The sequence below is a fragment of the Campylobacter gracilis genome (assembly GCF_001190745.1).
Lineage (GTDB): Bacteria > Campylobacterota > Campylobacteria > Campylobacterales > Campylobacteraceae > Campylobacter_B > Campylobacter_B gracilis.
Map to the genome: position 1 here is coordinate 373601 of NZ_CP012196.1, position 20220 is coordinate 393820.

A 20220-nucleotide genomic window follows, 5' to 3' on the forward strand; every position below is an offset into this window, starting at 1 on the left:
TTAAATATCCGCGCAGACGGCGTACATCGCGGCTCCGTCGTTTGCCACGGCGTAGAGGCGCCCGCCGCTAGCGAGCATGATCTGATCCGAGCCGAATTGAAACTTGCCGAATCCCACCTCTTTTAAGATCGAGCCGTCGTCCGCGCTAATCAAAACGGGCTTGCCGCGGCGGTCTGCGAGTAAAATTTTATCCTCGTACCACGCAAAATACTCGGTGCCGCCGGTGTCAAGTTTAAAGATCACCTCGCCGCTTGCCGCGTCTACGGCGTATAGGTGCCCGCCCTTGCCCGTGGTGCCAAAATACAGCGTCTCGCGACCCTGCCGCTTGTCTTGCGCATCAAAATGCAGTGCTCCGCCGCGCAGGCAAACAGGCGTATATAGATACGCTCCTAACTTCAGCCGCCAAAGAGTTTTGCCTTTTGCGGCGGATTTTTTGCGGGCTTGCTTGCCGCTGTTTGAAATTTTATCTTTCGTCTCGCTCGTTTCATTGCGCGGATTGCTTTTGTGCGCTTTGTAAACAGTCGCCGCATCGTCATTTTCGGAGGAATTTTTCAAATTTTCGCCCGCCGCGCCGCTAGAATTTGGCGTACCGCCTAAATCAGCTGCCGCGCCGTTTAAATTTGACCCGCCTTGCGAAGCTATACACTCCATCATAAAGGGCGAACTCATCCGCACGCAAAAGCCGTCAAATTCGTAGGTTCGCGCATCGTTGTAGATCTGCTTCACGGGCGCAGGAGCGTCGCCAAGCTCGCTCATTTCGCCGTCTTGTATTTTGATGAGCTTTGCGGGCGAATTGACGAAGCCCTCGTAGTATCTCGTATTTAGCACGAAGTGGCCGTCCTGCGGGTAACAAAGCGCAGAGGCGGCAGAGAAAATTTCGCACTGCTCGTAGGCAAGCACCGATCTTTTGCATTCGCTAAAATCGCGCGAAAATGTATCTAGCAGCACGTAGCCGGGCGTGCTTCGAGAGGATGTTTTGCTCGCTAGGGGCTGCAAAGGCAAAGTGGACGAAGGAAATCCGCTTGCTCATCTCGTAAATGCCCGTCACGCCGTGTCCGCGAAACTCCACGCCCTGCATCGCAAGAGGATATGATTTTAGCATTTTGGCTCCTTAAAATTTGAAGCGATTATAGCTTAAATTTGGACGCGAATTTTAAAATTTTGTATGCGCGTTGAAATTTTACGGCGTGCACGTTAAAACATATGATGCGCACGCTAAAATTTTACGGCGCGCGGCATGGAATTTTAAATTTCGCGGAGCCGTAGATTTGAAATTTCGCCCCTTCACGTAGCCTACACGCAAGCTCGCTATCATACCGCTACACAATCTACAAAGGAGCCGTATGAGGGAGATCGTAAAAAAATTTGTCGCAGGCGACGCGGATATTGTATTCGCTAGACTTTCCGTTATCATTGTGCTTGCCGTGATGGGCAACTACAAGTGGTTTGAGTTTGAGGTAGAGGCTTTAAAGCCGCTCTTTTCGCAGACGTGGCTTTCGTTTTTGCCGTCAGCGCTCGGGGACGCCGGCGCGAGCTATTTTTTGGGCGTGGTGGAGACCGTGGGTTATCTCTCGCTCATCGCGGGCTTTTTCAAGCCGAAGGCGGGCATCGTGGGCGATCTCATCGTGATCGCTATGGCGCTTACTACGCTCAGCCTACTGCCGCAGTTGGGCAAGATCGACGGCTTTATCTTTAAAGACCTTTTCTTGCTAGGCCTTGGCTTGGTGCTGCTAAAATACGACCTGGCGCGCCTTTGCCGCGGAGAAAAAAGCTGCGATTGAGCCGTCAAAACATACTGGCGTCGGTTCCGACGCAACACTAAATGATCGCGCACGGCGAGCTTGAAGCGTTTTGATTTAAAGCCTGCTTTGCCGGCGGGTGCGTGCTTGAGATTGCTTGCTTACGTAGCGCCGTTTAAAATACGGCGGCGCGCTAAAATTTTATGACGTGCGGTTGAAATTTATCGAGCTGCGGTAATTAAATTTTGCCAACGCTTAAACTCAAAATTATAAAATTTAAATCAACCTATCAGATTGTGCCACAAATTGAGTCGCGTTAAATTTTGACAACGGAGGCTTAATTTTAAGCTCAAAGCATTAGATTTAGGTCCAGCCGAATTCGCATTTGATTAAGCGAAACGAAAAGCGCAAAGTTATATCATTCCTTAGAAATTCTCCAATTTTTTCGAAAGGATGAGATATGAAGCACTTTTCACTCTCAAAGGCCGTTTTTATGGCGGCGAGTTTGGTCCTGCTCGGGCTAACGGTTGCGAATGCGCAGGAGAAATTTTCCCCCGTTATCGTCATTCACGGCGGCACAAGCGGGCTTGATCTAACCAAGGAGGAGTTTAAAATCCGCGAAGAGCCGATGAACCGTGCGCTTTTAGCGGGTCAAGCTGTGCTTGAACGGGGCGGCACCGCAATGGATGCCGTAACGGCGGCCATTATAGTGCTTGAGGACGATCCGAATTTTAACGCGGGCAAGGGTGCGGTATTTACCGCCGACGGATTTAACGAGCTTGATGCCTCGATCATGGACGGCTCGACTAAAAAAGCGGGCGCGGTCGCGATGGATAAAAACGGCAACCTAGCCGCGGCGACCAGCATCGGCGGCATGATAAATAAAATGACCGGTCGCATTGGCTCATATCAAAGATGCAGCGACAAGGAGCTAGACCTTGCTATCTCGAAAAAAGAATTTATAGATAACTTCCTCAAACAAGACGCCGAAGAAGGCTTTAGCTTTGAACAAAACGCAAGAGCTGATAAGTGGGATAAATTAGCCTCAAATTTACAAAAAGGGCAAAAATGAAAAAAATTTTAGCGGTGCTGCTCTTAGGCTTGCTCGGTCTTGAAGCTAAGATAATCGGGCAGGGCGAGCTAGCGGACTACGGGCTGGTTTTTGCGGACGGCAATGCCGTGGATAAAGACGGCAACATAAAAGCCGTAGGTAAAAATTTTATGGTCACGGGAACCTTTTCCGACGGTCTTACCGTGGTTTTTATAGGCGAACAGACATTTTTTATGGACGAAAGCGGCAGACTTGCCTTACGTTTGGCGCCCGGTACGGGCTTTAAAACTAGCTTTACCGAGGGGTTAGCAGGCATCGCCAAAAACGGTAAATTCGGTCTCATAGATAAAACAGGTAAGGTCGTAGTAGAACCCAAATTTGACGATATGGGTATAGCCTTCAGAGATGGCGCGATAGTCGTGGGTGAGATGAAATACGGCAGGATGAAATACGGTTACGTGGATAAAAACGGCAGAACAATCATTACTCCGCGCTATGACGAGGTAAGGTCGTTTTCCGATGGACTAGCCTCGGTGCGCATCGGCGATAAATGGAGCGTGATAGACAAAAGCGGCGCTACCGTTTCAAAGCTAAATTTGGGCCGCCCGGTAACTTTTACGGAAGGCTTGGCGCCCGTAAAATTTAACGGACTTTATAGCTTTGTGGACAAGGACGCAAGCGTCGTTATAGAGCCTAAATTTGAATTAGCGTCGCTCTTTAGCGAAGGACTAGCGGCCGTAAAATCGGGCGGCAAATGGGGTTTTATAGACAAAAGCGGAAATTTCGCGATAGAACCGCGTTTTGACGAAGTAAATAAATTTAAAGAAGAACGTGCCGTAGTGAGGGTCGGCGAGCTGTGGGGTATCATAGATAAAAGCGGTAAATTTATCCTTGAGCCACAAAAATTAGACTATATATTTGACGAGTTTTACGGCGGAATGTTAAATTTCAGGGTAAATAGAAAAAGCGGTTGCCTAGACATAGACGGCAAGGTCGCCATAGAACCAAAATTCGATAGTATATCTGTTTTTGAGGGCAACGCGACGGCCGCTAGTGTAGACTACAAAAGCGTGTTTATCGATAAAAAGGGCCGAATTTTGCCTATTTCTTACTACTTTGAGATAGAAGATTGAGGTAAATTTGCGACGGTTTTGGCGAGCGCTTTGCTTCTTTTGAACCAACAAGCTGCATTCAGTCGCTAAAATTTCTCGCCTTTATGTCACATAAAACCCAATAGACCTATTTTGCCAAAAAATAACGTAAATTTAATTTTTGCACATGATAGCAAAATATGCAAATTTCAGGTAGAATATCGCCACATAAAATCAAGGCGGTAAAATGAGAAAATTTATAGTCGTTCGCGGACACGCGGGCTCTGGTAAAACGACTTTCGCAAAAGAGAAAATTAAAGAATTTAAAAACGAATATCCGCAGGCGCAAATTTATCATCTGGAAAACGATATGTTTTTAACTGATAAGGCGGGGGTTTATACTTGGTCGCCGAAGCTTTTGGAGGACGCGAAGCGCAAGGTCGCTCGCGAGATAAAGCAGGCGTATAAATTTGCTCTGGAAAACAAGACCAAAGACGTTCTTATCGTGCTTAGCAACGTGAGCGCGCGCACCAAAGAGCTGCTAAGCCTAAAAGAGCAAGCCGCCCAGAATGGATTTATTTTCGAATGCTTTAGAATGCAAAATTTCTTCGCTTCCGAGCACGACGTCGATGAAAATACGGTAATAGCGATGTTTATCAAGGTCACAAACAACAAAATAGAGGGCGAAATTTTAATCCCGCCCGTTAATCCTATGAGCCAAAGCGTAGCGCAAAAGATTAAAGACGCGGCGGCTCTAAACAGGCGCGATCTGCCCTTTGATGCGGCGCAAAATACCTACGTAACGAAAAAATATATCGCCGCTACGCAGGATAAAAGGCTCTGGAGTGCGCGTCAAAGCGAGCTTTATCCCGAGCTTCGCACCTACAAATACTCAAAACGCGTCTTTTTCAAAGCCGATTGGGATAAGGCGCTACTTGAGATGCGCGGGCTCATAATGGACGATAATCTAAATATCATCGTGCGTCCGTTTAAAAAAGTCTATAACTATTCGGAATTTACCTCGCGCAAAAGTCTTTATCCTATCGATATCACAGACGATACGCCCGTGCTTGCCGTACGAAAGGTAAACGGCTTTTTGGGGTGTTGCACCTACGTAGATATTGGCGAGAGCGGCGCGAGTTTTAACCGCCGCGTCATCTACTCCACGACGGGATCGACCGATAGTAGATTTGCACAGATGGCGCGCGAGCACTGCTGCAAATTTGAAGAGATTTTCAAACGCTATCCAAATAAAACTTTTTTATTTGAGATCACCGACGAGAGCGACCCGCACATCGTAGAAGAGGAGCTTGGAGAGACTTTTATCGGACTTATCGACGTTAAAACCGGCGCGCAAGCAAGCGAATTTGAGCTGGATAAAATCGCCGCAAGTACCGCTGGCGCGCTAAAAAGACCTTTTTATAAGGAGGGCGAGCAGTATCTAAAAACGAGCTTTTCGGAGCTAAAAAATATAGTCAAAGAGGCGAAATTCGAGGGCTTTATGGTGTATATCCCGAGCCAAAACGATTTTTGTTTTAAGATGAAAACGCCTTATTATCTCGTGAATAAATTTTTCGCTCGCAGTAAAAACGAGGCGCTTTCCGGCAAACTGGATAAAACCAAGCTCGATGAGGAATTTCACCCATTGGTTGATCACATCAAAGCAAATGAGCGAGAATTCAGATCCCTTGACGAGCAGGGCAAGCTAGGCTTTATAAAAGAATTTTTAGAAAAAATTTAACGATTAGCGCGAATATTTGACGCCGCGCAAATTTGCGTAAAACTCAAATTTAATGCAGCGATTAAAGCTTAAAGGAAAAATGATGATATTTTTTACCTCCGATTTGCATTTTTATCACGGCAATATTATGAAATACTGCCCTAAATTTAGGAATTTTAACGACGTAGCCGAGATGAATGAAAAGCTAATAGAGCTTTGGAATGCCGTAGTGGGGCCCGAGGATACGGTTTATGATCTGGGCGATTTTGCATTTTGCAATAAATTAAAGGATCTAAAAAGCGTCGCGCGTAGGCTAAACGGCTCGCATGTGCTGATTTTAGGCAACCACGATACGCTCATTAGCCAAAACAAAGAAGCGCTGCTACGCGAGCTAAAAGACGACGGAAATCCTATCTTTAGCGATATCTTGCACTACAAGGAGCTAAATTTTGACGGCGGCGCGGGCGCGATAAAGGACGGCAAGACGGGTATGAGCATCTGTATGTTTCACTATCCCGTAGAGGAGCACAACCGCGCCCAGAAAGGCTCTTTTATGCTTCACGGACACTTGCATGACCGCGCTTCCAGCCTAGAGGGGCGCATACTAAACGTAGGCTTTGACTCGCACGGCAAAATTTTAAGCCTAGATGAGATCGTGCAAATTTTAGGGCAAAAGCAAATCGCCGCAAGATATTTGTGATCCTGGCTAAACACGGATAGCCACAGCATTGATTTAAGCGCAGTTGCGAGTGTTTGGCTCGTCCTTGTTACGCAAAATTTTATTTGCGCCGCCATAAAATTTATAGAATTCGCACGAAAGCTTACCATCAAGCACGTGCTAGCTTAATCCGCGCTGCTACGAAATCCGTTTACGACTAAATAAAGCCTTGCTTGCCTCGCTAAAATTTTATCTCTAATCTTGGCAAATTTTGCTTGCATTGTTACGAATTTTACAAGTTCTACGTGCCATTATTAGGCTATGGCGGCGTAAATTCTTTACGAAATTTGAGGGATAAATTTATCCAAAAAATTCAAGTGCAAAATTTGAACTATGGATTTTGTGCGCGGATTTGCGCCGCAAAATTTGTGTGCAAAATCGTGTTTGAAAATTCTATTTAAATTTTTGGCGCCGCATTCTGCCAAGGCGCGAAAAATTTCGAAGCTTTTAGAATTTTGGCGCGCCCTTACACGCCTAGCGTTTAAAATTATATGAGGGCGACGTCCGCTAGCTCTAGCGCGCACGTATCTGTGCGTCGCGAAGCAAAAAAGCTCATCGCTACCATCTATGCTTAGCGTAAAAATCTGGCTAAACGGCGTGACGTAAAAATATAGCGTGATATCTCCGTAGCGGTTGGACAAAGCGCTAAAGTGCACTTTTTCAATCGGGAATTTTGTGCCGTTTTGAGTGATTAAATTTTTATCGCTCACATAAATTCCCTTGTGCACGGCATCCCAAAAGACCTACAAAAACACCATTATCATGCAAAAGCCGGCTAGCAGGATAGTTATATTAAAAACTACGCCGTATTCTGCTTTAAAGCATAGCGCAAGCACGCCTAAAACGGGGATTAAGACTAGCAAAGCAGCGATTAGTTCAAGCCCGCTTCCGCGCTTTTTATACTCGCATAGGATGCATTCATCTGCGTCCAGCTGCGCTTTGGGCGCTAGCTGGATACGCACTGCGTAGCGAAAGCTAGCCCCATAGCCATGTAGCAGCTTCTCGCTCCATGCTTCAAAGCCGCTTTTTGCCGAGATTCTTACGCGCCTTGGCGCACTAGCGTTTGCCGCGTCGCTTGCCGCCGTATCGCCTCCCGATGCGGCCTCTAAACCCGCTTGTCTAAACTTGGCTCTTTTATAGCTTACCTCATCAATATTTATCATTGTTCCATCTGGTGAAATTTATCGCCATTTTAGCGAACGGCTACGTAATTTCGGATAAATTCCACGGCGAGAAATTTTATAAAATTTAATATGACTTACGCTATGTATTTTGCAAACCGACGAGCGAAATTTTTCGAGCGCGATCGAATTGCATGCGCAAATTCCGCCGTCAAATTATAACCTAGCGCAAATTTTTACGAACGAATCGCTAGCTAAATTTAAACCCGCGCGGTTAAGCCTAACAAGCCCGCCTGCTAAAATTTCGTTCGCGCAGAATTTCGTTTGGGTAAAGTTAAAATTTCACCTCAAATTCCGTCCAGTCCTCGTTGCTATCGCACGAAATTTTAAGCCCGAGCTCGTCGCAGTATTTTTTGGCGATAAAAAGCCCGATGCCAAAGCCGCCGTTGCGTTCGTCAAAGCGGGTGTAAAGCTCGAAAATATGCGGCAGATTTTGTCGCGCGATGCCCGCGCCGCTGTTTTTGATGCGAAGCGAACGCTCGCGCAGGCCCACCTCGACGCAGCCGAGCTCATCACAATATTTTATCGCATTGCCAAGCAGATTATCGATGATCTTTCGCAGCTTAAACTCATCCGCGCAAAAGGCTACCGGGCGCAGATCGGCGCTTAAGCTTATTCGCTTTTGCTCCGCAGCGATGCCGAAATATTTGATGCGGCTTTGCACCAGCTCGCCTAAATTTACCTCTCGCCCGCTGCCGCTTTTGTTTAAGCTTAGCGCGGTTAGATCCTCAAATAGCGCGTTTATCGTATTTGCGCCCGCCTTGATATTGCCTAGATATTTTTTCGGCTCGGTATCAAAAAGCTCGATACTCATCAAAATCACGCTAAGAGGAGTTTTTATCTCGTGCGTCGTATCGCGGATGAAGCCGCCAAGAAACTCGATCTTTTCATAAAGCGGACGCAGCGAAAGGCGGATGATAAAATACGCGATCAGCAAAATAAGCGCCAAAACAAGCGCGCTTGCGGCTAAAATTTTAAGCTTCAGCGCCGCGAGCTTGCCCTCAAGCGCCTCCGTTTTGATCGCCACGTAATACTCCGTGCCGTCCTTGCCGGTGAGATTAAACTGCTCAATCCTGCTGGTCCCCTCCATATACACGCGCGGCGCGTCGTCCCTCGGCTCAAAATCCCGCGCGATCTCATCGCTGCTATTCAGATCCGCCGCGTATGCCTGCATGGCATCGAAATCGCTCTCGTTTAATCGCCCGCCGCGAGCGAGCTTAGCCTCTAAGCCGTGTTTAAAATCCCTGATCGCAAAGGCATCGCGATCCGCGATAAAAAACTTCTCTCGCTCGTAAAATATGCTGCTTACCAGCGCTAAAAACAAGACGCTAGTAAGAGTGTAGAGTAAAAAAATCGGTAAAATTTGACGCATTTTGGACACGGCGCGCTCCTAAATATATTTATAACCGAGCTTGGAAGCGTTTATGATGCGATCTTTGCCTAAAATTTTTCGCAGCTCGGCGATATAAACGCGCAGACTAAGCTCGCTCGGGCTTTCGTCGTAGTCCCATAGCGCGGCGAAAATTTCATCTTTGCTAAGGAGCTTATCGCGGTTTTTTAGAAGTAGCGCGAGAAGCCTCGCCTGCTTTTGCGGCATCGGCACGAGCCTGTCTGCATGATATAGCGCGCGCTGAGCCATATCGAAGCTAAAGTTTCCTCCGATATTTTCGCGTCTGGCGGCGTTGTGAACGAAGGTGCGCTTTAGTAGATTATCCGCGCGCAGAGCCAGCTCTTTTAGCTCGAAGGGCTTTTTGAGGTAGTCGTCGCAGCCGCTTCTAAAGCCGCTCTCGACGTCTTGCAGAGTGTTTAGCGACGTCGTGAAAATGCACGGTGCGCCGCGCCCGGCCTCGCGCAGCTCGCGAAGTAGCGCAAAGCCGTTGCCGCCGATGATTTTGACGTCGAAGATCCACAGATCAAAGCTCTTTTCGTATGCTAATGAAAGCGCCTCGTCGTAGCTTTTGCTGCCGCCTACCTCGTGCCCCGCGCCGCGCATGTAGGTGCACATCATGTCTAGCAGCATCCCCTCGTCCTCGACGATCAAAACTCTTGCCATAGCTCACCTCCTCGCGTAGAATTTTTGAAATTATACCCTGTGAAATTCCACGTAAAATTTAATTGCAAAATTTCGCGGCAAATTTTATCTTGGCGAAAACGGCGCGTCTTAGCTCTAAGGTGCGCTTCGTAAATTTAGATTGTTCGCCTAGCAATTAGTATTCGCGCAGTGCGCAAAGCGGCGCAAGAGGCTAAAATTTTACGATATAAAATTTTCGCGCCGCGGAATTTTAAAATTTACAGGCAAAACGCCGGAGCTTTAAAATTTCGCCGCGCAGAATTTCAAAACCTCGCCTGCACCGATAAAATTTTACGAAATTTCATCGACGCTATGCCGCATAGGCTCCAAAGCTAAATTTTAAAATTTATACGCCGCGATCTGTTAAAACAAAATTCCGCGCAAATGCTGCGCGGAACTAAATAGCTTGCGCGGGCGGCTATTGCTGCGTCATAGGACACGCAGCGGCGCCCGCGTTTTGATTACACGGCATCGCGTCCCTCGGAGGCATTGCTCGCTCCGCGCCTCCGCCCATTCCTTTATGCGGCATATGACCGCACTCGCCGGGTGCCATCTGCGATCTGTGTGGACCAAACCCGCAAGCAGGCCTTTTAAATTTGCCGAAATTACCGCGGTCTTTAAGCTCGATATCCAGTCTATCCGCCTGCTCGACGCTTAGCTTGCCCGCCTGGGCGTTATAGTTTTTTCTAAACTCGTCTAGGAATTTCTCGCGATCCTCGACGCTCATAGCGTCCAGTTTCTTTTTAAACTCCGTCTTAAATCCACGCTTGAGATCCCTTGCCTGCGCCCTTAGCTCGCCTGCGCGCTTATCGATCTCAAACGCCGCTTCGCTTAAGCTCTTGGCGTCTGCGCTAGCAACTGAGGCATTGATCTGCTCGGGAGTACTATTTTGAAAATCTGCGGCGAACAGCACGCCCGCGACTAAAACGCTTGCTAAAACAATCTTTTTCATTCTCTCTCCTTTGTGAAAGTTGGCGTGATTGTAGGAAAAAGTCGTGAAGAAAAAGTTAAGTAAAGCAGCCGCGCCGTCAAAATAACTCGGCGTCGTAAATTTAAAGCTTTGATTTAAATTTAGAAAACTTTACGCCTCTGCGGCAAAAACAAAGCGGAAGCGCAATGCGTGCAAACAAGGCTAAATTTTAAAATTTTAAGCGGAAGGCAAGAGGTGCGCAGCGCGTAAATTTAGCATAAATTCGCGCTGCATAGATTGCATTAAAAGCCCGCCATGCGTAAATTTAACGGCAGAGCGGGCATGTCTCGGCGCTGCGGGCGGCGAAATTTCGTCGCGTAAATTTAACCGCAAGGCGAGTAAATTTAGAGATCGCGGATGATTAAATTTTATCCACAACGAAGCCTATTTTATAACGCCGCAGACCATTCTAGCGCCGCCGCCGCCGAGCGGCTTCGGATGGTCGCTGTGGTTATCGCCGCCTACGTGAACCATTAGCGAGTGCCCCTTTAGCTCATCTAAGCTCTTGATCTTCGGAGCTAGCACCGGATAGACCGCATTGCCCTCGGCATCGACGAAAAGCGCAGGCAGATCGCCCTTGTGGCCGCTATCGTCCCAAGCAAACGAATGCTTTTTGGTGTCGCTCGGATCCCAGTGACCGCCAGCTTTCATGCCCAAGCCCTTCTCGGTCGCGCCGCAGTCGGCGTTTTGATGTACGTGAAAGCCATGCACGCCGCTAGTAAGACCCTTTAAATTCGGGAAAAATGCCACGCCGTAGTTTGTCTCGACCGCTACGACCTCGCCTACGCTCACGTTACCCTTCTCGCCTAGCTGCTCCATCGCGATGACGAGGTGCTTGCCGGTCTTAGGGTCGAAATTTTGCATATCGCCGTGCTCGTGAGCGATCAAGGCGCTTGCGACTAAAATCGATGAAATTAGAAATTTCTTCATGATAAATCCTTTAAAATGAAATGCGAGTGCAATTTTATCCAAAAATACTTAAAAAATAATTTTTCTTATTTAGATAAATTTCGCTTTTTATCTAAAAGACTTATCGCGAAGAATAAAATCAAGCTGAAAATTACGAGCAAAACGCTTAAAATCAGCGCCCGCTCGTTCTCACCGTCATACACGGCATTGTAGATCGCAAGGCTTAGCGTGTCGGTTTTACCCACGATATTTCCGCCCAGCATCAGCGTGATACCCACTTCGCCAAGCCCGCGCGAGAGCGCTAAAATGAGCGCGGAGCCTAGCGTTTTAAGCGAGCTAGGAAGGATGACGAAGAGGAAAATTTGAGCTCTGTTTTTGCCTAAAATTTGCGCGGCTTCGATTAGGCTCTTCGGAAATAGCTCGAAGCTCGCGCATACGGGCTTTACAAACAGCGGTAGCCCGACCAAAAATGCGGCGATTACCAATGAAGAGAAGTTAAAAACGATGTCTAAATTTAGGGAAGAGCCGATAAATCCGCTCTTTCCAAAAACATAAAGCAGCAAAAATCCCGTCGCGATCGGCGGGAAGATGAGCGGAAAAATCACTAAAATTTCGACGATCTTTTTAAATTTAGCTTTGCTGAAAGCTAAAAAATACGCAATCGCAAGCCCTGCCGTAATCAGCAGCAAAAAGCTGCAAAATAGGGCTTTGACGCTTAAAAGCAAAGGATGCGCGATCCAAGCGATGTCGCTCATTTAAGACCGAATTTTGAAAAAATCTCTTTTGAGCGGTCCGATTTAAACTCCTCCATCACCTTTTCGCAAAGCGCCTGCTCGCCGCACGCGCTAAGCCTTGCGATACCGATAAATGCGGGGCTGTAGAGGCTCTCGTCGATGTAGATGATCGAGCCGAACTCATCTTTTTTGGCGACCGCTTCGGTGCTGTTGATAAAGCCTGCTTGCACCTCGCCGTTGATGACGTATGCGACCACCTGCGGCACGCCCGCGACGGCTAAAATTTTATCTTTTACCGCATCCATCTTGGCGTTTTGTAAAAATTCGTTCGTCCTGATACCGTAAATCGCCTTTTTAGGATCTGGCATCGCGATTTTATCGAACTTTGCGATCTCCGAGACATCGTTTATTTCGATATTTTTCGGCGTCACCAAAACAAGCGTGCCGCGGCCGATGCGTTCAAATTTAGTGATATTTAGATCGCTTTTTTTCAAAAACGCCTCGTCGCCCACGATGAATGAAATTTTATTCTCGCGCGATTGAATGACGAGCTGGCCGAGGTTGGCAAACGATCCTGCCACGTCCATGCCCTCTTTTTTCAAATTTTCGATCACGGCCGAGACGGGCTTTTTGTATCCGCCGCCGGCCGCGATTATCAGCTGATCCGCGCAAAACGAAACGCTTGCCGCAAGCGCCAAAATAAAAGCAATTTTTTTCATGAAAATCCTTTTTTGAAATTTTAAGAATTTTACAAAATATACTCTTATTTATTAATAAATTGCGTTTTTATGCCCTTTTTTAGACTTTCGCACCTTAAAATTTAAAATTTAATATTTAGATAAGCTCTATCTTTCCGCTAAGATCGCACACGCCTTGATTCCAAACCGCCGAGCTTACGAGCACGTCCGCGCCGGTAGCTGCAAACTCTGCGCAGTTATTTTTATTTATACCGCCGGCGGCGCAAATTTTAATCTGCGGCGCCGTCTCATCTCGCTTCAAAACGCAGGCTCTAAGCTCGCTAAGGCTCATCTTATCGCATATTATCGCATCGGGTGCGTAACCTAAGAGCTCGCTAAATTCGCGCTCGCTCGCCACTTCGATCATGATCTTTCGCTCGGGCGCGCGCTCTTTAAATTTAGCGATCTGCGCGCAAAACTCGCTAAAGCTTGCAAACGCGCGGATATGGTTTGAAAAAAACAGGATGCTGTCGTGCAGCCCTAGGCGGTGCATGCTCCCGCCGCCCGCGATCAGCGCATTTACACAAAGCTCCTTCGCAAAAGGAAAACTCTTGCGCGTCGCACCCAGCACGCAGCGCGGATTTGCCTCGCGCATCAGCGCGACCATCTCGTGCGCGTAGGTTGAAATTTTGCAGGAGTACTCAAACATGATCTGAACGATCTTCCAAGCTTTATGGAGGCTCTCGAAGCTTCCTCGCGCGCTAAAAATTTCATCCCCCGCGCTAAATGCGCTTCCCTCGCGCGCTAGCCGCTGCGTCTCGCAGCCAAGGCACGCCGCTACTTCGCGCGCGATCTGCCCGCCGCTAAAAATAAGATCCTGCCTCGTTACGATCGAAAGCCGCGCGGGCGCGTTTAAATCCACGAAGTCCTGCAAAAGCTCGGTCGTAAGGTCCAAAAATGCGCCGTCGCTAGCGATAAGATCGTCAATTTTACTCTGAGAAATAAACATCTCTAGCCTACGAAGTGAATTTTAGCGGGCTCAAAGCGTGAATGTGCCTTTGTGACGCGAGACGGAAAGCCCAAAGGCATAATGCAAAACGCCTCTAAATGCCCAGGCAGATCCAAAATTTCTCTTACGCGCTCCATCGCGTAAATATCGGGCGCTACGCCCAGCCACGTGGTGCCAAGCCCCAAATGATGCGCCGCCAGCCAGAGATTTTCTGCTGCACAAGCGCAGTCGTAGCGAGCGTAGGGCTGGAATTTTAAGCCGCTTTTGCGCGTGCAGACCACGATCGCAAGCGGCGCGTCCTTCGTGCAGCCGCCGTAGGTGCCAACGCTGCTAAGTAGCGTAAGCGCGGTGCGATCGCGCACTACGTAAAACTCCCATGAGCGTTGGTTACCCGCGCTAGGGGCTTGCATCGCTGCTTTTAGCACGAGTTCAATCTGATCGTCGCTCGGCATTTTCTCGGTAAAGTTTCGCACGCTCGTGCGTGTAAAAATTTCATTCATCGCTGCTCCTTTAAATTAAATTTCTAAATTCCGCTTTTTGCGAGCGGTAAAAAATGGAATTTAGAAGTAAGCTTGCCGCTGCGTTTGCTTGAGCCTTGCTTACGCTTTGCGCTATTTAGGCGCTACGCGGCGGCCGATACGCGCAGATTTGGTTTATTTGTCCGGGTGTACCTCTTTTTGCATCAAAAAGCGCGCGAAACTGCGATAAAATTTTACCGCGCTGCTATGAAAATCCGCCGCAGAGGATAGCTGCGCGAACTTGATTCAATCAAAATTTCGCTCACGAGCAAGCTCGCGACCCGCCTATTTAAATTTTAATCCTAGACCGCTATTTGGCGCCCGCTAAAACGGCGCACCGCATACTATAGATATGCACGCGTAGCTTGCGTGATCTTTAAATTTTATCTCTTGCCGAGCCTGCGCTGATCTTTGCGGATAAAATTTTTATCATTCGCGGCAAAATGAAATTTCGCCTGCACGCCGAGCAAATTTTATCTTCGTCGATGGGTAAAATTCCGCTTTCGCCGCTTTGAATTTTAACCGCATGCGCGCTGCAAATTACCCGCCGCGCCGTACCGCATGCAAAGCGCGCTCGGATCAAAAGCTCAAAATATCCAAAATTTAACCGCAAAACACGATCAGGCGGAGCCGCACGTCGAGACGATATGAAATTTTAACCGCTCAAGCCTGATCGCCTATCAGCCTGCGTACGACGTAGCTTGCGATGAAAAGCCCGAAGCTAGCGGTCACGCCCATGAAGCTGCCCATCGATTTGACGCGCGGCGGCTCGCTTGAGCAGACGACGTCAAAATCGCCCGCAAAGCCGCGCTTTCGCAGCTCATATCTGATCTTGCGCGCGAGCGGATCGCCTTGCGTCCGCCAGATTGAGCGGATTTCGATTTTAGCGGGATCGAGCCTCTTTGCGCCGCCCATCGAGCTTATGAAGCCCGAGCCCGCCTCGCTACAGCGCAGCGCAAGCGCGATCTTAGCGCCCACGTCGTCTATCGCGTCGATTACGAAATCAAATTGGGCCAGGTCAAATTCCGACAAAAATTCCTCGCCGATCCTAGCGGCGATCGGCGTCACGCCTTTAAATTTGCGCGCGAAAACCTCGCATTTTAGCTCGCCTACGTGCTCGCTTCCAAGCTGGCGGTTTTGATTGGTGATCTCGAAGCGATCGCAATCGATCACGCTTAGATTTACCGCGCCGCTGCGGTATAGCGCCTCTATCGCCGCTCCGCCCACGCCGCCGCAGCCGCAAATTAAAATTTTAGCGCTTTGTAGCCTTGCAAAATCCTCGCTGAAAAGCAGGCGCGAGCGCGAAAAGCGGTCTATTACGACATCACTCATCGTTTCTAATCCACCTTTCTAGCGCGCTCATCTGCTCGTGCGCGGTCAAATTTAACTTAATCGGGCTTAGCGTCGCTCGCCCCTCAAAAAGTGCCGAAATGTCGCTATTTTCGTTTCTGCTCGCATCAAAGCTGAGCGTAGATTTGCCGAGCCAATAATACTCTATTCCGCGCGGATTGCGATTTAGCTGCGCGTCGGTATCGTAGAGCTTCTCGCCGCATGGTGCGATCGTTAGTCCCTTAAAATCTTGCTTTGAAACGGCAGGAACGTTTAAATTTAAAAACTGCTTGGGCGGCAGCGGAAAGCCGTTTTTAAAGATTTTTCCCACCAGATCAACCGTGAGCTCGCACGCAAGATCAAATCCATATCGCTGCAGCGAGTCCGCGACGTAAAACTGGCTCACTGCAAGCGCTGGAATGCCTTGCAAAACCCCCTCCATCGCGCCTCCGCAAGTGCCCGAATAGGTCACGTCCTCCGCGACATTGGCGCCGTGATTTATGCCGCTTATCACAAGATCGGGCTTGCGGTTATACAGCGCGCGGAGCGCCAAATACACGCAGTCTGCGGGCGTAGCGTCGTCGAGCTTGAAAAATCCGTCGTCGAGCTTTACAAATCTAAGCGGGCGCGTGAGCGTGAGCGAGTGCGAGCATGCCGATTTTTCCGAACTTGGCGCTACGATAGTGACGTTTGCGACCGATCTTAGCGCGCTTGCGAGCTCCAAAAGCCCGCGCGCTTCGAATCCATCGTCATTGGTGATTAAAATTTCTTTCATATTCTCTCTCTAGCTAAAATTTCACGACAGGCCTATCGGAACGGAATTACGTCTGTAAAAATCTAACGCTCAATTCTTTACTATGCAAAAATTTCTACTTAGCTTGCGTGGCATAAAATTCCGTCGCGCCAAATTTTTTCGCAAAAATTCCATCACTAACTTAGATCACAAAATTCATAGAAAAATTCCGTCTTTTTGCTACGAAATTTTATCTTTTTTCGCTACAAATTTTATAGCCTACCGCGTAATTTCATCGCCTAAATTTCGCTTTCGAAATTTCTTAAATTAAATTTTGCGACCGCACTCCGCAACTCGCTACAAATTCCGCCTTTTAAATTATCACAGATTTTACACCATAAAATTTCGCTTTCGCGCCGATATAAAACCGCGGCATAAAATTATGCGAGACTATCTATAACCCTGCTTTGCGGCATATCTCCTCGCTTACCTGCGAATCAAGTAGATGCGAGCTTGGATAATCGTAGAAAAACCGGTGCACTTCACGCACTCCGCTTCGCAATAAAGCTCGCGTACTAGGTGCGTTGCAGTCATTTTCGGTAATATCCTTGGTTAGCAATTTGAGATATGTTTGCCGATCGGAGCTTTTCAGGCTCGCCCAACCGGGGCTTAGTGAGTAGGCATAGATCAGGTCGCTTCCTTGCGCGCTAATTTCTTCGAGGAAGGCAAACTGCGCGACCTTAACGTGGGGCTTGGCGCCGCCTACATCTGCTGCGATCTCGCTAGCTGCGGCTTTAGCGACGAGTGCGGGCGAGCCTAGCTTACTAAGCGCCTCAAAACGCGCCGTTACTGCGGGATCCTCGGTGACTTGACGCTTTTGGTATTTAGCCGCGCCGCAACCGCCTAGCAACATCACGAACGCGCCGCATAGCGCTAAAATTTTAAAATTTCTCATCTTAAATCCTTTGTCGGCTTAATTTTAGCACATTTTGCTATAATTAACAAAAATTTAAAAGGCTAAATTTGAAATATTTAATCTCTTGCCTAGAACCCTCTGCGAACCTGCATTTCAAAGAGGTTTTTGAGCATCTTAAAAAGCTCGATTCCGCTTGCGAGATTTGCGGAATTTTCGATGAAAAGCTGGGCTCGCCGATATACAAAAGCAGCGAGTTTTCGGCGATGGGCTTTATAGAAATTCTGCCGCTGATTTTAAAAGCCAAGCGCGCGATAGCGCAGATGGTGCGGCTTGCGGCGGAGTGCGATCGCGTGCTTTTGATCGACTCGCCCGCGTTTAATCTGCCGCTTGCTCGCGCGATCAAAGAAAGCGGCGCGCGCGCGGAAATTTCATATTATATCCTGCCGCAGGTTTGGGCGTGGAAGCCGCACAGAGCGGAGAAGCTGAAGGCATTTTGCGACAATTTGCTCTCCATCTGGCCTTTTGAGGCAAAATTCTTCGGTGCGGATTGCGAGGGAGATAAAGGCGCTGTGCCGCAAGAAGCAGAGAGCAAAGACGCTGCACCACAAGAAACAAAAGATAAAGACGCGGCGCCGAAAGAGAATGCCGCGCACCCAAGCGAGCAAAGCGCTAAAACCGCAAAGTACTCTTTCGTGGGGCATCCGCTGCTTGATGAGATAAAATTTCAAAAAATAAGCTACGAAAAGCAGGGTAAGATCGCCTTTATGCCAGGCTCGCGCAGAGCTGAAATTTCAAGACTGATGCCGATTTTTAGAGCCCTTGTACCTAAATTTGAAAGTAGCGAGCGAGTCTTAATAATCCCGCCGCATCTGATGGATCAAAGAGATGAAATTTACGGGCCTTTAGAGGGCTTTAGCATCGCAAACGATACTCCTTCCACGCTTAAGGATTGCGATTTTGCCTTCATCTGCTCGGGTACGGCGACGCTTGAGGCAGCGTTCATCGGCACTCCGTTCGTGCTGTGCTACAAGGCTCGCGCGTTTGACGTTTGGCTCGCGCGAAAGCTCGTAAAGCTAAAGCACGTGGGGCTTGCGAATATTATTTTTGATTTTTTGGGCGAGGAGCCTCTGCACGAGGAGCTTTTGCAAGGCGAAGTAAGCGCGCAAAACCTACTTTCTGCATACGAGCGCTGCGACGCCGCGAAATTTAAACTTGCGAGCGAAAAGCTGCGAGATTATCTGAAATTCGGTTCCAGCGAAAACGTGGCAAAAATTTTAACGCAGCCTGTGAGCTAAAATTTTAAGGCTAAAGCTTATATAATTTGATAAAAAGAAAGGAAGATTATGACGACCGAACCAATGACGCTTTACGGATATGAAAAGATCACCTCCGAGCTCAAAGAGCTTCAGAGCGTAAAGCTGCCTCACATCGTGCAGCAGATCGACATCGCGCGCGGACACGGCGATCTAAAAGAAAACGCCGAGTACCACGCGGCGCGCGAGGAACAGGCGTTTCTGCTCTCGCGTATCGCCGAACTTAGCGACATCATCTCTCGCTCAAAGATCATCGATCCCTCGACCTACGAACACGACCGCGTAAAATTCGGCTCCACCGTTACCTTCATGGACGTAGAGACCGAGCGGGAGGAGACCTACGTCATCGTAGGACTTAGCGAAGCGGATATCTCGCGCAAACTCATCAACATCAATACGCCGCTCGCGCGCCAGCTTTTGGGCAAAGCAGAGGGCGATGAGGTGGTGCTTCAGCTGCCATCAGGCACACGCGACGTGGAAATTTTAAGCGTCGAATACAAGCCGATCAAATTTGAGAATTAGCGTGAAAAAAGTAGGCATCATCGGCGTTAGCGGCTATACGGGGCTTGAGCTGATTAAGGCTCTACTTCCCCACCCGAGCTTTGAAATTTCGTATTTGGGAGCTTCGACAGACGGTGAGATAAGTGAAATTTTCCCGCAGCTTCGCGGCGTGTTTGAGATGCACGTAGAAGCCGCGGATGCTCGCGTTGCGGCGCAAAGATGCGATCTTATTTTTTTGGCGCTGCCGCATGAAAAAGCGATGGAATTTGCCCGCGAAATTTTAAAATTTAAAAGCGTCAAGGTAGTCGATCTATCGGCTGATTACCGCCTAAGCCGCGAGCTTTACGAGAAAAATTACACCACGCATTTAGACCCTCGTAATTTAGCCCACGCCGTTTACGGACTGCCCGAGCTAAATCGCGAAAAGATCCGCGCGGCGCGGCTTACGGCCAATCCAGGCTGCTACCCTACCTGCTCTATTTTGGCGCTTGCGCCGTTCGTACGACTACTAGATCCGGGTATCGGCGTATTTATCGACGCAAAAAGCGGAGTAAGCGGCGCAGGCAAGGCCCTCAAAACAAGCAGCCATTTCGTAAGCGTGAACGAAAACGCAAATGCTTACTCGCCGATCTCGCATCGCCACGCAGACGAGATCAAAGAGCAGCTGCAAATTTTAAAAGGCGGCGAATTTAGCACGCTTTTCGTGCCGAATTTGCTGCCGATTACGCGCGGAATGCTAGTTAGCGCGTTCGGAGTGCTGCAAAAGAGCGTGGACGCAGAGGCGGTGCTGCGGGAATTTTACGAAAACGAGCCTTTCGTGCGCGTAAGAAATGAGCCTGTGAGTATAAAAAACGTCGTAGGGACGCACTTTTGCGATATTTTTGTAAAAACTGCGGGCGATAAAATTTGGATCAACTCGGCGATCGATAATCTTTTGCGCGGAGCTTCGTCACAGGCGGTCGCAAACGCAAATTTAATGTGCGGATTCGCCGAAGCTACGGCGCTGCCGCGCATTGCGCACGGAATTTAAGCGATGAACT

Annotated in this window: 23 protein-coding genes and 2 pseudogenes; 9 read left to right on the forward strand and 16 right to left on the reverse strand. The window is 48.5% G+C overall.

Going from position 1 to position 20220, the window contains the following annotated elements; genetic code table 11:
• Both CGRAC_RS11430 and CGRAC_RS12170 read right to left on the reverse strand, forming a co-directional pair.
• Nucleotides 1-948 carry an outer membrane protein assembly factor BamB family protein gene (locus tag CGRAC_RS11430; RefSeq protein ID WP_005869601.1) on the reverse strand — a complete coding sequence of 316 codons (948 nt, stop codon included), beginning with the start codon at nucleotides 946-948 and terminating at the stop codon, nucleotides 1-3.
• The gene (locus tag CGRAC_RS12170; protein ID WP_005869600.1) at nucleotides 917-1102 is read right to left on the reverse strand and encodes a hypothetical protein; all 186 of its coding nucleotides are present in this window, start codon (nucleotides 1100-1102) and stop codon (nucleotides 917-919) included. Before CGRAC_RS12170 ends, CGRAC_RS11430 begins: the two co-directional genes overlap by 32 nt.
• A 241-nt stretch (nucleotides 1103-1343) precedes the next feature.
• Between CGRAC_RS12170 and CGRAC_RS02010 the strand changes: the two genes are divergently transcribed.
• The 6 genes and pseudogenes from CGRAC_RS02010 (at nucleotide 1344) to CGRAC_RS02030 (ending at nucleotide 6301) form a co-directional block, all read left to right on the forward strand.
• Complete coding sequence (locus tag CGRAC_RS02010) at nucleotides 1344-1781, forward strand: DUF417 family protein (protein WP_005869598.1); 438 nt, start codon at nucleotides 1344-1346, stop codon at nucleotides 1779-1781.
• Nucleotides 1782-2232: 451 nt separating this feature from the next.
• A pseudogene (locus CGRAC_RS12865) lies at nucleotides 2233-2604 on the forward strand (isoaspartyl peptidase/L-asparaginase); the annotation flags it as partial.
• Between the two features lie 15 nt (nucleotides 2605-2619).
• Nucleotides 2620-2782: pseudogene (locus tag CGRAC_RS12870) on the forward strand (EscN/YscN/HrcN family type III secretion system ATPase); the annotation flags it as partial.
• Between the two features lie 25 nt (nucleotides 2783-2807).
• A complete protein-coding gene (locus CGRAC_RS12875) occupies nucleotides 2808-3923 on the forward strand; it encodes a WG repeat-containing protein (RefSeq protein ID WP_005869595.1) in 1116 nt (371 codons plus the stop codon).
• A gap of 205 nt (nucleotides 3924-4128) precedes the next feature.
• Nucleotides 4129-5622 carry an RNA ligase gene (locus CGRAC_RS02025; protein ID WP_005869592.1) on the forward strand — a complete coding sequence of 498 codons (1494 nt, stop codon included), beginning with the start codon at nucleotides 4129-4131 and terminating at the stop codon, nucleotides 5620-5622.
• An 82-nt stretch (nucleotides 5623-5704) separates the two neighbouring features.
• Complete coding sequence (locus tag CGRAC_RS02030; RefSeq protein WP_005869591.1) at nucleotides 5705-6301, forward strand: metallophosphoesterase; 597 nt, start codon at nucleotides 5705-5707, stop codon at nucleotides 6299-6301.
• Nucleotides 6302-6597: 296 nt separating this feature from the next.
• Here CGRAC_RS02030 and CGRAC_RS02035 read toward each other — a convergent pair whose 3' ends face one another.
• From CGRAC_RS02035 to CGRAC_RS02115, 14 genes are all read right to left on the reverse strand, one after another.
• A complete protein-coding gene (locus CGRAC_RS02035) occupies nucleotides 6598-7029 on the reverse strand; it encodes a hypothetical protein (protein ID WP_005869589.1) in 432 nt (143 codons plus the stop codon).
• A gap of 33 nt (nucleotides 7030-7062) precedes the next feature.
• Nucleotides 7063-7482 carry a hypothetical protein gene (locus CGRAC_RS02040; protein ID WP_005869587.1) on the reverse strand — a complete coding sequence of 140 codons (420 nt, stop codon included), beginning with the start codon at nucleotides 7480-7482 and terminating at the stop codon, nucleotides 7063-7065.
• Between the two features lie 292 nt (nucleotides 7483-7774).
• Nucleotides 7775-8872, reverse strand: a complete 1098-nt coding sequence (locus CGRAC_RS02045; protein ID WP_040303434.1) for a sensor histidine kinase — start codon at nucleotides 8870-8872, stop codon at nucleotides 7775-7777.
• An 18-nt stretch (nucleotides 8873-8890) separates the two neighbouring features.
• Complete coding sequence (locus tag CGRAC_RS02050; RefSeq protein ID WP_005869585.1) at nucleotides 8891-9553, reverse strand: response regulator transcription factor; 663 nt, start codon at nucleotides 9551-9553, stop codon at nucleotides 8891-8893.
• A gap of 436 nt (nucleotides 9554-9989) precedes the next feature.
• The gene (locus CGRAC_RS02060) at nucleotides 9990-10523 is read right to left on the reverse strand and encodes a DUF1104 domain-containing protein (RefSeq protein WP_005869583.1); all 534 of its coding nucleotides are present in this window, start codon (nucleotides 10521-10523) and stop codon (nucleotides 9990-9992) included.
• Between the two features lie 402 nt (nucleotides 10524-10925).
• Complete coding sequence (locus CGRAC_RS02070; RefSeq protein WP_005869581.1) at nucleotides 10926-11471, reverse strand: superoxide dismutase family protein; 546 nt, start codon at nucleotides 11469-11471, stop codon at nucleotides 10926-10928.
• Between the two features lie 65 nt (nucleotides 11472-11536).
• Nucleotides 11537-12205: a molybdate ABC transporter permease subunit gene (locus tag CGRAC_RS02075; protein ID WP_005869579.1), complete on the reverse strand. Its 669-nt coding sequence runs from the start codon at nucleotides 12203-12205 to the stop codon at nucleotides 11537-11539.
• Complete coding sequence (gene modA, locus CGRAC_RS02080) at nucleotides 12202-12903, reverse strand: molybdate ABC transporter substrate-binding protein (protein ID WP_005869578.1); 702 nt, start codon at nucleotides 12901-12903, stop codon at nucleotides 12202-12204. Before modA ends, CGRAC_RS02075 begins: the two co-directional genes overlap by 4 nt.
• 115 nt (nucleotides 12904-13018) lie before the next feature.
• A complete protein-coding gene (gene modD / locus CGRAC_RS02085) occupies nucleotides 13019-13870 on the reverse strand; it encodes a ModD protein (RefSeq protein WP_005869577.1) in 852 nt (283 codons plus the stop codon).
• A gap of 2 nt (nucleotides 13871-13872) precedes the next feature.
• A complete protein-coding gene (locus tag CGRAC_RS02090) occupies nucleotides 13873-14370 on the reverse strand; it encodes a nitroreductase family protein (protein ID WP_005869576.1) in 498 nt (165 codons plus the stop codon).
• Between the two features lie 394 nt (nucleotides 14371-14764).
• Entirely contained in the window at nucleotides 14765-15001 is a 237-nt protein-coding gene (locus CGRAC_RS02095; RefSeq protein ID WP_005869574.1) for a hypothetical protein, read from the reverse strand.
• A 50-nt stretch (nucleotides 15002-15051) separates the two neighbouring features.
• Nucleotides 15052-15720 carry a tRNA threonylcarbamoyladenosine dehydratase gene (locus CGRAC_RS02100; RefSeq protein ID WP_005869572.1) on the reverse strand — a complete coding sequence of 223 codons (669 nt, stop codon included), beginning with the start codon at nucleotides 15718-15720 and terminating at the stop codon, nucleotides 15052-15054.
• The gene (gene surE, locus CGRAC_RS02105) at nucleotides 15713-16492 is read right to left on the reverse strand and encodes a 5'/3'-nucleotidase SurE (RefSeq protein WP_005869570.1); all 780 of its coding nucleotides are present in this window, start codon (nucleotides 16490-16492) and stop codon (nucleotides 15713-15715) included. The genes CGRAC_RS02100 and surE overlap by 8 nt, the downstream gene beginning before the upstream one ends.
• A 412-nt stretch (nucleotides 16493-16904) precedes the next feature.
• Entirely contained in the window at nucleotides 16905-17405 is a 501-nt protein-coding gene (locus CGRAC_RS02115; RefSeq protein ID WP_005869564.1) for a hypothetical protein, read from the reverse strand.
• Nucleotides 17406-17473: 68 nt separating this feature from the next.
• On the opposite strand from CGRAC_RS02115, the gene CGRAC_RS12180 reads away from it, so the two are divergent.
• Genes CGRAC_RS12180 through argC form a run of 3 tightly spaced genes read left to right on the forward strand, consistent with a single transcriptional unit; the run spans nucleotide 17474 to nucleotide 20210 of the window.
• Nucleotides 17474-18661, forward strand: a complete 1188-nt coding sequence (locus tag CGRAC_RS12180; RefSeq protein ID WP_005869562.1) for a lipid-A-disaccharide synthase — start codon at nucleotides 17474-17476, stop codon at nucleotides 18659-18661.
• Between the two features lie 48 nt (nucleotides 18662-18709).
• Nucleotides 18710-19201, forward strand: a complete 492-nt coding sequence (gene greA / locus CGRAC_RS02125; RefSeq protein WP_005869560.1) for a transcription elongation factor GreA — start codon at nucleotides 18710-18712, stop codon at nucleotides 19199-19201.
• A gap of 1 nt (nucleotide 19202) precedes the next feature.
• The gene (argC, locus tag CGRAC_RS02130) at nucleotides 19203-20210 is read left to right on the forward strand and encodes an N-acetyl-gamma-glutamyl-phosphate reductase (RefSeq protein WP_040303430.1); all 1008 of its coding nucleotides are present in this window, start codon (nucleotides 19203-19205) and stop codon (nucleotides 20208-20210) included.
• The last annotated feature ends 10 nt before the right edge of the window (nucleotides 20211-20220 follow it).

Excerpts from the sequence above, each read along its gene's own strand:
- CGRAC_RS02070 (WP_005869581.1), bottom strand. The coding sequence starts at position 11,471 with ATGAAGAAATTTCTAATTTCATCGATTTTAGTCGCAAGCGCCTTGATC.
- modA (WP_005869578.1), bottom strand. The coding sequence starts at position 12,903 with ATGAAAAAAATTGCTTTTATTTTGGCGCTTGCGGCAAGCGTTTCGTTT.
- CGRAC_RS02100 (WP_005869572.1), bottom strand. The coding sequence starts at position 15,720 with ATGAGTGATGTCGTAATAGACCGCTTTTCGCGCTCGCGCCTGCTTTTC.
- CGRAC_RS02075 (WP_005869579.1), bottom strand. The coding sequence starts at position 12,205 with ATGAGCGACATCGCTTGGATCGCGCATCCTTTGCTTTTAAGCGTCAAA.
- CGRAC_RS02030 (WP_005869591.1), top strand. The coding sequence starts at position 5,705 with ATGATATTTTTTACCTCCGATTTGCATTTTTATCACGGCAATATTATG.
- CGRAC_RS12170 (WP_005869600.1), bottom strand. The coding sequence starts at position 1,102 with ATGCTAAAATCATATCCTCTTGCGATGCAGGGCGTGGAGTTTCGCGGA.
- surE (WP_005869570.1), bottom strand. The coding sequence starts at position 16,492 with ATGAAAGAAATTTTAATCACCAATGACGATGGATTCGAAGCGCGCGGG.
- CGRAC_RS12875 (WP_005869595.1), top strand. The coding sequence starts at position 2,808 with ATGAAAAAAATTTTAGCGGTGCTGCTCTTAGGCTTGCTCGGTCTTGAA.
- CGRAC_RS02060 (WP_005869583.1), bottom strand. The coding sequence starts at position 10,523 with ATGAAAAAGATTGTTTTAGCAAGCGTTTTAGTCGCGGGCGTGCTGTTC.
- CGRAC_RS02040 (WP_005869587.1), bottom strand. The coding sequence starts at position 7,482 with ATGATAAATATTGATGAGGTAAGCTATAAAAGAGCCAAGTTTAGACAA.
- greA (WP_005869560.1), top strand. The coding sequence starts at position 18,710 with ATGACGACCGAACCAATGACGCTTTACGGATATGAAAAGATCACCTCC.
- CGRAC_RS02115 (WP_005869564.1), bottom strand. The coding sequence starts at position 17,405 with ATGAGAAATTTTAAAATTTTAGCGCTATGCGGCGCGTTCGTGATGTTG.
- CGRAC_RS02050 (WP_005869585.1), bottom strand. The coding sequence starts at position 9,553 with ATGGCAAGAGTTTTGATCGTCGAGGACGAGGGGATGCTGCTAGACATG.
- CGRAC_RS02045 (WP_040303434.1), bottom strand. The coding sequence starts at position 8,872 with ATGCGTCAAATTTTACCGATTTTTTTACTCTACACTCTTACTAGCGTC.
- CGRAC_RS02025 (WP_005869592.1), top strand. The coding sequence starts at position 4,129 with ATGAGAAAATTTATAGTCGTTCGCGGACACGCGGGCTCTGGTAAAACG.
- CGRAC_RS02090 (WP_005869576.1), bottom strand. The coding sequence starts at position 14,370 with ATGAATGAAATTTTTACACGCACGAGCGTGCGAAACTTTACCGAGAAA.
- modD (WP_005869577.1), bottom strand. The coding sequence starts at position 13,870 with ATGTTTATTTCTCAGAGTAAAATTGACGATCTTATCGCTAGCGACGGC.
- CGRAC_RS02010 (WP_005869598.1), top strand. The coding sequence starts at position 1,344 with ATGAGGGAGATCGTAAAAAAATTTGTCGCAGGCGACGCGGATATTGTA.